Raw genomic sequence first — 13,740 nt, 5'->3', positions numbered from 1 at the left:
GCCGGCTGCAGTTTAATAGGTGTATTCCGCCGTGAAGCGCACGGAACGCGGCGCCGTGCGGCCGGCCACCTGCAGATAGCTGCGGGCGATGGCGCCATGGTCTTCGCGCGTCTCGTTGTAGCGGGTCACGGTCTGGCTGTTGAACACGTTGAAGACGTCCACTTTCAGGCTCAGGCCCTTGATGGCGCTGGGAGTATAGGCCACATTCATGTCCAGCTGGGCTTGCCATGGCAGGCGGCCCTGGCTGCCGCGCGGCGCCGGCTTGCCATCGCAATAGAAGTAGGAATCGCCGTAGTCGTTCTCGAACTTCAGGTTGTCGGGCAGCGCGCCGATGCAGTTGCGCGGCGCGCCCGAGGTCAGCGACAGGTTGGCGCCGACCATCACGTCCGGGATGAGCTGCATGAAGCCGTAGGCCTTGAAGGCGTGGCGGTGGTCGCCCGGAAGGTAGCCATACGCGTTGTACATCAGTTCCTTGTGGTCGTCGCTGACCGTCAGGCCCACGTCGCCGCCGCCGATGCTGTCCGTCTGGCCTTCCATATTGCCCTTCAGCGCAGACAGGGTGTAGGTCAGCTTGCCGTACCAGCCATTCGTGTACGGGTGCTCGACGAACATGTTCAGGGCGCGGTAGGTGCGCGATGGCAGCGGGTTGCCCCACTCCGCCGCCGAAATATCCACGCGGCGCAAGCCCTTGCCGTCGTCGAAGTCCACCATCAGGCTGTTGTCGCGGCCCGGGTTGATGATGGCGCACTGGAAGCCGCCCCAGTTGCTCGTGTCGACGCCGTTGCGCGTGGCCCAGGCTTGCAGCGGACGCGCGTCGCAAACGTCGTCGTTGGTGTCGTTCAGCTTGCGGTACAGGACACTGGCGCCCACCACCAGCTTCTTGCTCAGGGCGCGCTCGAAACCGAGCGAGAATTCGTCCTGCGACAGCGGTTTCAGGCCGATGGCCGTCACTTCGCGCGCGTCGCGGCTCTGGCCATACGCATTGTTGGCCGAATATGGCTTGCTGATCGCATGCAGGCCCGTCGGCGCGCCCGTGACGGGATCGACGCCCGTGTACGTGTACATCTCGCTGGTGGCCAGGAAGGGGCTGGCCATATTGCTCGACAAATTCGATGGCACCGGCAGGTGGTAGCGGCCGCCGTTGGCGAAGAACTTCAGGGTGCCGTCGCCCAGGTAATCCCAGGTGGCGCCCACGCGCGGGGCGATCATGTTGCGCTGGGAAATGAAGGCCACGCCATCGGTGCTGTAGTTGGTGAACTGTTCGCGGCGCAGGCCCAGGTCCAGCAGCACCCGTTCCGTGACCTGGTAATGGTCCTGGATGTATTGCGCCGATTGCACGCTGGTCGGACGCGCCAGGTTGGCGTTCAAGTCCTTGCTGACGTAATAGCCCTGCGCGCCGTAGCCGCCGCCCTGGGCCGGCGTTTCAAAGGCGCCGTTGATGGCCCGGTTAGGATCGGTCGCGCGCTGGTAGCTCCAGCGGTAGCCGCCGGCCAGGCTCAGGCCCACTTTCGATTCCACGTCGATGCGGTCGATGCCGCCGCGCAGCGAGTGCTTGCCCAGCTTGTATTCGAGATCCAGGCGCTTGGCTTTCTGGCGGTCTTCCGACGATGGGTCGACCAGGGTGCCCGTCACCGTTTGCGGATTGGCGTACGTCAGGCCGGGCACCTGCGTCGACGTATTCGACGACGTTTGCGCCAGCAGCGGGTTGTAGCCGTTCGGCGTGCGGGTGTGCGAGGTGCGCGATTCGCCCATCATGGCCGTTACGGTCAGGTTGTCCGTCAGGTAGCCCGTGTATTTGAAGATGTCGATGTTGGCGCCCGGCGCGGCCGAGGAACCGCAGCAGTTGACCGTCGTCTCGCCCTTGCCTGCCTGTACGCCGTTGCTCGCATGCGTGGCGTAGCTGTAGCCATACGCCTGGCTGTCCGTTTTCGTGCGGTCATACAGCTTGGTGTATTCGAAGTGATGGTCGTCCGTCAGGTTGTAGTCCAGCTTGGCCATCATGCGGTCCACCTTGCTCTGGCTCGTGCTCCAGCCGCGCGCCAGGGCCGTGCCGGAATCGGCGGCGGCGGCAACGGACTGGCTGTCCGTGCGCGTCTGTTCCAGCGCCACGAAGGCGAACAGCTTGTTCTTGATCAGCGGACCGCTGCCGTACAGGCCCACCACCTTGCTGGTGCTGCCATTGTCGCGGTTCCAGTACAGCAGATTGCCGTCCGTCTTGGGATTGGCGCCCGTGTTCGGGTAATAGGTGTTTTCCGGCTCGCCCTTCAGCGAACGGGGGATGATGGAGACCTTGCCGCCGAATTCGACCTTGTTGCCGCCGCTCTTGGTGGTGATGTTGATCACGCCGCCCGTGGAACGGCCAAATTCCGAACCGTAGCCGCCCGACAGCACCTGCAGGTTCGAGATCGCGCCAAACGGCAGCTCCGACGCGCCCACCTGGGTCAGGATGTTCGTGATGGGGAAGCCGTTGACGTAGAACGCGTTTTCCGACTGGCCCGAGCCGCCGATCGATGGCGCATTGCCATACACGCTGTTGGTGCCGCGCGAAACGCCCGGCGTCAGCTGCACGATGGACGCCACGTCATTGCCGACCGGCAGCGCCTTCAATTCCTTGGCCGTGAAGATCACGCCATTGTTCGTGTTCGACACGTCGATCGGATTGCGTGACGCCTTCACCACGACGGTCTGCTCCTGGCCCACGGCGCCAGCCGCGCTGGCCGGGCCGAAGTTCGCTTCCGCGCCCGCGCCGATCAGGGCTTCGACTTCCTGCGACGCTTCCACCGAACCGGCACGCAGCACGCGCACCGCATAGCGGCCTGGCGGCATGGAGTTGGCCACATAGCGGCCCGACGTATCCGGCGTCAAGGTGCGCTGCACGCCCGTCGCCAGGTTTTCCAGCACCACGGTGGCGCCGGCCGGCGCGCTCACTTCGCCGAAAATGGTGCTGGTGGCGTTCGACTGTGCCCAGGCCTGGCCTGGCACGCCGGCCGCCAGGGCGATCACGATCGCGGCGGCGCGGCTGATGTCGCGCAATTTGAGTCGGGTGGTATGCATGGTGTCTCTCCGTCTATATCGAGGGTTATGCGCGCCCTCCCCGCTCCAGGGCGAAGTCGGGGGGATGCAATTTTTATGGTGGTCGTCGGAAGGTAGCGCCAGGCAGTTGCACCTTCCGGGAACCAGTCCGTATCGGCTGATTTTCTTTTCTTGGGATTACTTTAAAAAGAAAAATAAGTATCGTCAACAAAAAGAAAGTTACAACGGCAATTTATCGCTATATTCAGCGAATTCAGGCTTTTTATCTTTCGCTTCGATCCAGTTCGCGGAAAATAACTTTCGTTATCGTGGCGTAACAGATACACGCGGCTGTATTGACGTGCAAAGAAACGGCGAATCAGTGCAAAAAATTGGGGAGAAAAACGCGAAAGCAGGCCTGACTATCTGCTTTCACTTACGTTTATCTTTCGTATTGCGCATTTCGGAATATTGTCTTTTCTTTTCCACGACAATACCCCGGCCAGCTGGCGGGCCGGGGCATCGTCACGGATTAAAAGAACTTGTAGCTGGCCGACAGGGCGAACTGGCGGCCGAACAGGTCCTGGCTATGGTTGTAGCCTTCCCAGCCGTTCGGGTCATAGTAAGGCTGCTTGTTGAACGCATTTTTCACGTTCAGGCCCACGTCGAGGTTCTTCATCGGCTTCCAGCTGAAGGCCAGATTCACCGTCGTGTACGACGGCGCGCCCTTGCACTGGCCGGCCGGCAACGCCACCGAGGCGGCGGTGCAGTTTTCCGGCGTGTTGTCCTTGTCCCAGGGACCATAGGCCCAGCGCGTCTTGCCCGAATAGTTGATGAAGACGCTGCTGACGAAGTTGCGGTAGCTCCAGTCGGCGTTGACCGTCGCGCGGTAGCGCGGCGAATCGTAGTAGCCGACGGTGTTGCCCTTGATGTCGCTGCCGTCTTCGCTGTCGTGGGTGTCGCGCTTGCGGATGGTGGCCGCGATGCCCGTGCTCAGCTTGCCCCAGTCACCGAGCCCGAAGCGCGTGCGCGCGTCGATGTCCACGCCGTCCATCAGCGTGCGGCCCCGGTTCGAATACGAGTTGATCAAGCCGCCCAGGTTGCCCACCGAGTAGCCGGGCACGCCGCCCGCGCACACGCCCGCGTTGGCGGGATTGGCGCACATGGCCGCCACCGCCGCCACGTTGCCCCGGTCCGCATCGGTCAAGCCATTGCGGATGGCGCTGGGCGTGCCGGCCAGGGTCGGGCCGTACTTGTCCACCACTTCCGTAAACAGCTCGTTGAAGTCCTGCCGCACGATTTCATCGCGGCGGTTGATGAACCAGTAATCGATGGAGATGCTCACGTCCTTGGCCGGCTGCAGCACCAGGCCCACGGTGGAAATCTTGGCCTTTTCCGGGCGCAGGTTCTGGTTCGGCGGCGTCAGGCCGCCCACCGTCGTCGAGCAGTTCGAGTTCAGCAAACTCTTGCCCAGGTCCGCATCCGTCGCCACCTTCGACTTCATCAGCGCGCGCGCCATGGCGTTCGTTTCATCGCAGCGCACCGTGTCGCGGATGCCGCCCACCTGCGCAAAGACGCCGCCCGTGCCCGATTCGGCCAGGTTGGGCGCGCGGAAGCCTTCCGAATACGTCCCGCGCAGCATCAGGTCGGGCCGCGCGCGCCAGATCACGCCCAGCTTGGGCGCCAAGTTGGCCGAGAAATGCGGATACTTGTCCAGCCGCGCGGCCGCATTGACTTCCAGGGTGTCGCTGAGCGGCACCACCACTTCGCCAAACACGGCGGCGATGGTGCGCCGGCCGTCGAACCAGGAACCGCCCTGCTGCGTGATCAGGCCATTGGCCGCATCCGCGTTGCCGGGCGTGAGAAAACTCTCGCGCATGATGTTGGTACCCACGGCGGCGCGCACTTCGCGCTCGCCCAGCTTGAACAGGGTACCTTCCAGCTTCGCATCCCACGTCATCAGCTTGGTCCACGATTCGATGGCAAACGTCGGATAGGCGGCACGCAGGAGCGCCGCATTCGCTTCGCTGATTTCGCCGAACTGGTAGGCGGGATTGTCGGAGATATATGTGCGGCCGCTGACGGGGTCCTTCGTGAACGGGCCGAATGCCTGCTCGAAGCCCTTGATGTTGATGTTCGCCGTCTGGAACAGGGTCGAATGGCTGCCCGCCACGCTGAGCGCCGTTTCAAAATCCCAGCCGCCGCCGATGCTGCCGCGCAGGCCGACGAGCGCGCGGTAGTTTTCATCGACGTTCTTCTGGCCGAAGTGGCCCGTCGCATCTTGCAGCAAATAGTTCAAGCCGGCCGCGCCGCCCATCTTGGCCACCATGTCGGCATCGAGCTTGCCTTTCAGGTAGACGTTGTTGGGACTCAGGAAAGGCGTGGCGAAGGTATTCAGGGTATTGCCCGTATTGCGCGCAAACCAGTTGTTCGTGCTGCCGCTGTTGAAGGTGGACGGGCCGTTCTCGCCGCGCATCTTGATGTGGGTGAAAGCGCCTTCCGCGAACGCTTCCATGTCGCCACCGAGCTTCAGCCGGCCGCTCACGTAGGCCGTGGCGCGCTCCGAAGTCGGGCCCGTGTCGAGCTGGTTCGGCAGCGCATTCCACACGCAGCGCGTGCCCGACGCTTCGGTGATGCTGGTGTTGCAGCCATTGACGGCACGCTGGGTGCGCGCATTGTTCTTCGCCTTGTCGAAGACAAAGAAGGTCCCGGGATTCATCACGCCCGGCTCGCTGCCGACGCCCACGCGCATGTTCGGGATGAAATTGGGATTGTTCACATAAAAATACGAGGGACGCTTCTGGTACGTATCGGCCAGCGCGATGCGGTCGCGCTGGTAGACGTTCACGGAACCGTAGATGTTGTAGCCGTCGCTGGCCAGGTCGCCCAGGCCATACAGTACGCTGGCCTGGCGCTCGCCATACGCTTTCACGCTCGGCGAAAACTCGCCGTTGGCGCGCGCTTCCAGGCCCTGGTACGATTTCTTGGTGATCACGTTGATGACGCCGGCCACGGCGTCGGAGCCATACACGGCCGACGCGCCGTCCGTCAAAATTTCCATGCGCTCGATGGCGGCGGCGGGGATGGCGTCGATATTGACGAACATGGTCTGGAAGCCGGCCGGCGCGCCGTAGAACGACAGGCGGCGGCCATTCAAAAGCACCAGGGTGCCCTGCGCACCCATGCCGCGCAAGTTCGCCTGCGAGCCGCCATCGGAACCCGTGAACATCGAGCGGAAGTCCTGCTGCGCCGGGCGGGCTGCGGGCAGGTTGTCGAGCACTTGCAGCAAGGTGAGCGCGCCCATGTTCTCGATCTGCTTGGCGTTGATCACCTGGACGGGCGACGCCGTTTCCGCGTTGATGCGCTTCAGGCTCGATCCCGTCACTTCGACACGCGCCAGTTTCTCCTCCTCCGCCGCCAGCGCTGTCGACGCCAGCCCCACCGCCACCATCGCGGCCATCAGTTTTTTCAAGTGCATACTCAACTCCCTTTTTATAAGTGATTTGTTTTCGTCAGGTTGCAAGAGCCCCTCCCCGGTCCGCAGAGGGGCTCTTTTTTAGTGAAATGATTGAAGCAGTTAGCGCGGCTTGACTGTCGCGCCTTCCGTGCCGGTGAGTACGGCGTTGGCCCAGTTGCCGCAGACCTGGGCCGGGTGGGCGCCGCGCGCGCCCAGGGTGCGCAAACTGAGCTGGCTCAGGCCGCGCACGTCGATTTCGGGTTTGACCACCCCGGGAGCCGTGACCAGGCCGCTGTCATACAGCAGCCGCTCACCGCTCCATACCTGGAATTGCAAGCCGCCCGCGCTGCGGCAGCTATCGTCCACGCCCAGATCGGCGCGCAGCAGATTCCAGTTGCCCGCCAGTTGCAAGTCGATGCGGCTGGCAGGTCCCACGCCGAGGCCCTTGCGGAACCACAGCCCGTTCATGCGCATCTCGGCCGCCTTGCCGGCCGGCCGGTCTTTCGCGATAGTCTTCGGCAACGCCAGGTCCGACAGGTAGCGCTGCACTTCCTCGCCTTCGGCCACTCTGTGCTCGAGCACGCGGAATGCGGACAAGGTGACGGGTGCCACGTCGGTCGCCAGCGCCGCGTCGAACGCGCGCGCCACCGGACCCGCTTGCGCCGCCGTCACCATCGGGTCCAGGGACGCCGCGCCATCGCCTTCCGGATTTTGCGTGCTCATGACCCGGAAGCGCAGCAAGCGCCCGGCCGTCGCGGGGAAGTTGATCGTCTGCGTGCCTTCCTGCAGCTTCAAGGTGCCCCGCTGCAGCGGCGCGCCCCACTCGCCATTGTTGTCGCCGATGTAGATTTCATAGTCGCGCACCTGGCCATGCTTCCAGTGCTGATCGTTGCGCGGCGCCAGTTCGATGCCGTCCACCAGGCGCCGTTCCGTGAAGCCGATCACCCATTCATGCGGCCCGCTTTTCACGGACGGGCTGCGCACGGTGCGGAACCATGTCTCCGGCTTGCCGTCGAAAGCGTTTTCCAGCGGATAACCGCTTTCCTCGGCAGGACGCGCCACCACCTGCATGGCGTCGGCCGGCAAGGCACGGCCCGGCACGGGAGCGGCCGGGAAGTCGGCATCGACTCTGGCCACGGCCAGCGCGCCGGCGACCTGCAAAGCTAAAGGCTGGCGGATATCCTGCGCCGCCACTTTCACGTGCAGGGTGCCTTGCCTGTCCGCCGCGTCGAAATACCAGGCATCAAACGCCTTGTCGTAGGCGGCACGGTCGGCGGCAGCCGCGATCAGGCGTTCACCGGCGCGCACGGCGGCCGGCGCCTGGCCCGCCAGCATGCGCAGCGCATAGCCGCGGCGCGCTTCCTGGCCCTGATACTGGCCATCGACGGCGCCGATGTCGACCTGCACGTCGGCGCCCGTCTGGCGCATGCGGATGACTTGCTGGCTGTAGGCGCCGCCTTGGTACTGGCGCGTGCTGCCATCGTCTTCATACAGGGTGTAGTGGGAATCGCCGTGCGGGTAAATGTCGAGGGTGAGCTGGTCCTTCGGCTTCTGGCCGTCGTACAGCATTTCCGGATACATGGGCAGGATGGCCCCGGCGCGCACGAACACGGGCAGCTTATCGAGCGTCACCCGCATATCGAGGTCGCGTCCCTTGGCGTCGGCCGTGGCCTGCCGGCCATCCCAGTAGTCGTACCACGTGCCTTGCGGCAGGTGGATGCCCTTGCGCCAGCCGCCGCTGACGGCCTGGCTGCGGTAGACGGGCGCCACCAGCACGTCGCGGCCCAGGAGGAACTGGTATTTATACGCTTCCGTGTAGGCGGCCGGGTCTTGCGGGTAATCCCACATCAGGCCGCGCACCAGCGGCGCGCCCGATTGCTCCGCTTCGCGCACCAGGGTATACATATACGGCGTGAGGCGCATCTTCAGTTTCAGGTAGCGGCGGTTGATGTCGCGGTACGGTTCATCGAACCACCACGGATGCTTGCGCTCGGCCGCAGCCCAGCCGGACATGCCCATCAGGACGGGCGTAAAACTCTTCCACTGCAGGTCGCGCAGATAAGTTTCCGGGCTGCCGCCGAAGATGGCGTCCACGTCGCCCGATGCATAGGCCTGGCCGGACAGGCCCGAGCCGATCAGGGTCGGGATGTGCCAGCGGATGTAATCCCAGCTGGCGCTCTGGTCACCCGTCCACGCCACGGCGTAGCGCTGGATGCCGGCCCAGCCCATCACCGTCCATAAAAACGGCCGGCTGTCGGAGTTGTTCAGGATGCCGTCGTAGGCGGACTTGTTCGCGTCCATGGCGAACTGGTAGCCCTTGCCCGTCCACGCCACGTCCAGCTTTTGCACGCGGCTGCCCGCCTGGCCCACTTCCCAGGCGATCTTGTCGACGCCGTTTTCCGTCCACAGGCCCGTGCGGAAGCCATAGCCGGCCAGGCCCTTCACCGTTTCCGGCAGATTCGTGTAGCCGCAGCCGTAGCCGTCGTTGGGCAGTATCCAGCCGCCCGGCATGTCGTGTTCGCGGTACTGGCGCGCCACGGTTTCCACCACGTCCGGCGTCTTGCCCGTGGGACCATCGCTCCAGCCCTTCGGCACGGAACCGGGCTTTTTCACGTTGTCGCCATCGTTGTAGCAATCGGCGTCGCCGTATTCCAGCGCCCAGCGGGGCAGCATGCGGGCGCGGCCCGTCAAGTCCGTGTAGCGCGCGACGACGTCGCGCAAGTCCTTGCCGACAAAGAAATACGCATCGAAGCGCCCTTCCGCGTGCTGCAGCGAGATCTGCTCCTTGTCGCGCAAGTCGTAATTGCCGTCGGACCAGGTATTGCGCAACATGCCCCAGCCGCGTGAACTCATGAGGAATGGCGCGGGATTCGGCCGGTCGCCCTCTTCCCAGCCGCCCGAATACGACACGGGTAGCTGCTTGCCCTTGAATTCGAAGCGGCCGTTTTGCTGGCCGCCGCCAAAATAACGCTCGCCCGGCAAGCTCGATAGCACCTGCACACCCTGCTTGTCGTCGAGCGACAGCGGCTGCACTTCGCGCCACAACGGCACCGTGTCGCCTGCCCGCAGCAAGGTAAAGCGCAGCGGTTTGCGGTCGATGCGCAGGCTCAGGGCGGACGTACTGATCAGGATATGGTCGGGCTGTTCCTTGATCTGGTACGCCACCTGCGCGGACGGCTGGCCCACGACGATGGGCGCGGCCTTGTCGCCGGGACCCGTCAAGCCGGCCTTGCCGCCCGCCTGGATACGCAGCACGTCCGCCTGCGGCAGGCTGATACGCAGCTGCATGCCCGTGTCGCTGCGCACGTCCCAGCCCAGCGCCTCGCCCTTGGCCACGTCGGCCGCGTGCACGGCACTCAAGCTGCTCAGGTTACCGATGGGCGCGGCCTGCAAGCCAGGGGCAGCCAGGGTGGCCAGGGCGGCCAGGACACAGGCGGCAAGGGTGCGACGGGGAAGCGGGAGAGGTTTCATCTGCTGGCTTTCAGGAAATCAAAGTGATGGAAATACTTTAAGAAGAAAAATAAATATCGTCAATCAAAAGAAAGTTAAAGCGGCAATTCATTAATAAAATGCCCAGAATTGGCGCAATTTTCTTACGTTTCACCAAAATGTCACAAAACATACTTTCGTTATCGTGGCATTTCAGCGACAGGCCGCGCCGCCACGGGCTTTTGCGCTGCACCGCAGCATGCTTCACCGCCGTGAAAACGACATTATTTCGCAAGCCGGCAAACTATTTACTTTCGTTTTACTTTCGTATTTGACTTTTCGAAATTTAGTATTTATGCTTTCTCACAACAAACACTTTACTGACCTCTCATGACTACCCTTCTTCAGCGTGACATTCAAACCTGGCGCGACATCGGCGGCTTGCACACGGCCGAGGAGATCGCGCAGCAGCCGGCCATCTGGCGCGCGCTGGCCACCATCTTGCGCAAGGAGCAGGCAGCACTGGCCGCCTTCCTGGGCAACGCCCTGTCCCATCCGCAGCAGCGCGTCATCCTGACGGGCGCCGGCAGCTCGGCCTACGTGGGCGAAATCGTCGCCGATACCTTGAATGCGGCCTGGCCCGCGCAGATCCGCGCCATCGCCACCACGACTTTGCTGACGCACCATGAGCTGTACCTGGAAGCGGACGCGCCCACCCTGCTCGTCTCGTTTGCCCGCAGCGGCGACAGCCCGGAAAGCCTGGCCGCCGTGGAACTGCTGCGCCAGGTCGTGCCCGGCGCGCGTTTCCTGAACATCACCTGCAACGCCGATGGCAAGCTGGCGCGCCAGGGCGCGAACGACAGCAATACCTATAACCTGCTGATGCCGGAAGGCAGCTGCGACCGCGGCTTCGCCATGACCAGCAGTTTCAGCAGCATGCTGCTGGCGGCCCTGTCGGTGCTGGGCAAGGACACGGATCTGACCCGCCTGGACACCCTGGCGCAGCTGGGCGAGCAAGCCTTGCGCGACTGGTCGGCGCCCGTGGCGGACCTCGGTTCGACACCGGTGCGGCGCGTCGTCTACCTGGGCAGCGGACCGCTGGAAGCGCTGGCCAAGGAGGCCGCATTGAAGATCCTGGAATTGACGGGCGGCAGAGTGATGGCGATGGCGAATACGCCGCTGGGTTTCCGCCATGGCCCGAAATCGGCCGTCACCACGGAGTCGCTGGTGATCCTGCTGCGCAGCGGCAAGCCATTGGCACGCCAGTACGAAGACGACCTATTGAAAGAACTGCAGCGCGACAGCGTGGCGCAGACCTGCCTGACCGTGGGCATCGGCGGCGACCTGTCTGCCGACGCGCCGGCCTGGCCCGACGCCTGGTTGGCCCCATTGTGGCTGCTGATGGCGCAGCAATATGCGCTGCACCAGTCCGCGCTGCTGCAACTGCGCCCCGACAATCCATTCGCCGGCGGCATCGTCAATCGTGTCGTGCAAGGCGTCACCATCTATGGCCATGACCAATTCTAATCCCACCGCCGGCTACCACGGCATCGACATCGGCGGCAGCAAGATGGAGCTGGTGGCCTTTGCCGACCGCGACGGCGCGCTGACGGAAGTGTTCCGCGAACGGGTGGCCACGCCCGGCGACGATTTTGCCGCCTTCGTGCAAGCCATCGTCGACCTGGTGGCGCGCGGCGACGCGGCCCTGAGCACGACGGCGCCCGTCGGCATCGGCTTGCCCGGCGTGATCGACAGCGCCAGCGGACGCCAGCTCAGCTCCAACGTGCCGGCCCTGAACGGCCGTCTCGTGGCGCAAACCCTGCAGCAAGCCTTGCGGCGCCCCGTCGCCATCGGCAACGATTGCCAGTGCTTCGCCCTGTCGGAAGCGCAGGGCGGCGCGGCAGACAATGCCGCCAGCATGTTCGGCGCCATCCTCGGCACGGGCGCCGGCGGCGGCTATTGCGTGGGCGGCCAGCTGCTGCGCGGCTTTAACGGCGTGGCCGGCGAATGGGGTCACTGGAGCCTGCCCGCCGCCCTGATGGCGCAGCACGGCCTGGCCGATTACGCCTGCCCGTGCGGCAAGGCGGGCTGCCTGGAGCGCTATGTCTCCGGCCCCGCCATGCGCAAGCTCCACGCGCATTTCGGCGGCGACGGCGCCGAGCCGCTGGCCATCGTCGCCCGCGCCAACATGGGCGACGCCGTGGCCCAGCGCACGGTGGCCGTTCACCTCGACGTGCTGGGCCACGCGCTGGCCGGCCTCGTGCTGGCCTACGACCCGCACGTCATCGTGCTTGGCGGCGGCCTGTCCAAACTGCCGCACCTGTACGACAAGCTGCCGGCCGCCGTGAAGCGCCATCTGTTCCCAGGCGTGCACGTGCCGCCGATCCTGCCGCCCCGCTTTGGCGACGCCGGCGGCGCGCGCGGCGCGGCCCTCTTGATACGACAACATATAAAGGCGTAACCATCATGAAACAAGCGGAAAACCCGACTTTTACCCTGTCTCCGATCCAGCAAGTGATCAAGGCGCACCGCCGCGGCGAGCGCGTGGGACTGTACGCCGTCTGCTGCAGCCACCCGAGCGTGCTGCGCGCCGCCATGCGCGTGGCCAGCGAGTACGACACGGTGCTGCTGGTCGAGGCGACGTCGAACCAGGTCGACCAGTTCGGCGGCTACACGGGCATGACGCCGGCCGTTTTCCGCGACACCATGCTGGCCCTGGCCCGCGAACAGGGTTTCCCCGCCAGCCGCCTGGTGCTGGGCGGCGACCATCTGGGTCCGAACGCCTGGCAGCACCTCGATGCGGCCACCGCCATGGACCACGCCGAGACCCTGATCGCCGCGTATGCGTCGGCCGGCTTCCATAAAATCCACCTCGATTGCAGCATGCGCTGTGCCGACGATCCCTTGCAGCTCGACGATGAAACCGTGGCCGCCCGTTCGGCGCGCCTGTGCATCGTGGCCGAGGAAGCGGCGGCCGCCGCCGGCTTCGCGCCGCCCGTCTACGTGATCGGCACGGAAGTACCGGTTCCCGGCGGCGAAGCATCGCTGGCACAGGCAGGCGCCGTCACCAGCCCGCAGGCGGCGCGCCGCACGCTCGACGTGCACCGCCGCGCCTTCCTCGACAAGGAATTGCATGGCGCCTGGCGCCGCGTCATCGCCATGGTGGTGCAGCCGGGTGTCGATTTCGACCAGAGCAGCATCCAGCATTACGACGCCGATGCCGCCGCCGAACTGTCGGCCTTCGTCGCCGAACAGCCCGGCCTCGTGTTCGAAGCCCATTCCACCGACTACCAGCGCGAAACGGCGCTGCACGCCATGGTGCGCGACCATTTCGCCATCCTGAAAGTGGGCCCGGCCGCCACCTTCGCCTTGCGCGAGGCGCTGTTCGCGCTGTGCCAGATCGAGGAAGAACTGCTGCCGGCGCACGCCACGTCGCAGCTGATGCAGGTGCTCGACGACGTGATGGTGGCCAAGCCGAAGAACTGGATCAAGCATTACCTGGGCACGCCGGAAGAACAGCGCTTGATGCGCCGCTACGGCTTGAGCGACCGTTGCCGCTATTACTGGGGCGAGCCGGAAGTGGCGGCCGCCGTCGCCAAGCTGCTGGCCAACCTCGATACGGTCGCCATTCCGCTGCCGCTCCTGAGCCAGCATTTGCCGGAGCAGTACCTGGCCGTGGTGCAGGGCAGCCTGCCGGCGCAGGCGCCGGCCCTGATCGAGCACAAGATCGGCAGCTTGCTGGCGCAATATGCGCGCGCCTGCAACCGCAATGCGGCAGTCCCCGTCATTGCCGAAGCGGCAATCTGTTAAGCTCGGTATTTTCACTTTTTACCGAGCCCGCC

Annotated in this window: 6 protein-coding genes; 3 read left to right on the top strand and 3 right to left on the bottom strand. The window is 64.7% G+C overall.

Going from position 1 to position 13,740, the window contains the following annotated elements; all coding sequences use genetic code 11:
• Positions 1–12: 12 nt before the first annotated feature.
• The 3 genes from CLU90_RS03440 to CLU90_RS03430 all read right to left on the bottom strand — a co-directional run bounded on the left by CLU90_RS03440 (position 13) and on the right by CLU90_RS03430 (position 9,940).
• Entirely contained in the window at positions 13–3,054 is a 3,042-nt protein-coding gene (locus tag CLU90_RS03440) for a TonB-dependent receptor (RefSeq protein WP_100427195.1), read from the bottom strand.
• Positions 3,055–3,544: 490 nt separating this feature from the next.
• Complete coding sequence (locus CLU90_RS03435) at positions 3,545–6,490, bottom strand: TonB-dependent receptor plug domain-containing protein (RefSeq protein WP_100427194.1); 2,946 nt, start codon at positions 6,488–6,490, stop codon at positions 3,545–3,547.
• A 99-nt stretch (positions 6,491–6,589) separates the two neighbouring features.
• Complete coding sequence (locus CLU90_RS03430) at positions 6,590–9,940, bottom strand: TIM-barrel domain-containing protein (protein ID WP_100427193.1); 3,351 nt, start codon at positions 9,938–9,940, stop codon at positions 6,590–6,592.
• A gap of 348 nt (positions 9,941–10,288) precedes the next feature.
• Between CLU90_RS03430 and CLU90_RS03425 the strand changes: the two genes are divergently transcribed.
• Genes CLU90_RS03425 through CLU90_RS03415 form a run of 3 tightly spaced genes read left to right on the top strand, consistent with a single transcriptional unit; the run spans position 10,289 to position 13,708 of the window.
• A complete protein-coding gene (locus CLU90_RS03425; protein WP_100427192.1) occupies positions 10,289–11,425 on the top strand; it encodes an SIS domain-containing protein in 1,137 nt (378 codons plus the stop codon).
• A complete protein-coding gene (locus tag CLU90_RS03420) occupies positions 11,412–12,359 on the top strand; it encodes an ROK family protein (RefSeq protein ID WP_100429365.1) in 948 nt (315 codons plus the stop codon). The genes CLU90_RS03425 and CLU90_RS03420 overlap by 14 nt, the downstream gene beginning before the upstream one ends.
• A gap of 5 nt (positions 12,360–12,364) precedes the next feature.
• Complete coding sequence (locus tag CLU90_RS03415) at positions 12,365–13,708, top strand: D-tagatose-bisphosphate aldolase, class II, non-catalytic subunit (protein ID WP_198511137.1); 1,344 nt, start codon at positions 12,365–12,367, stop codon at positions 13,706–13,708.
• The last annotated feature ends 32 nt before the right edge of the window (positions 13,709–13,740 follow it).

It is taken from the genome of Janthinobacterium sp. 67 (assembly GCF_002797895.1).
Classification (GTDB): Bacteria; Pseudomonadota; Gammaproteobacteria; order Burkholderiales; family Burkholderiaceae_D; genus Janthinobacterium.
This window is presented reverse-complemented; position numbering and strand designations above follow the sequence as displayed.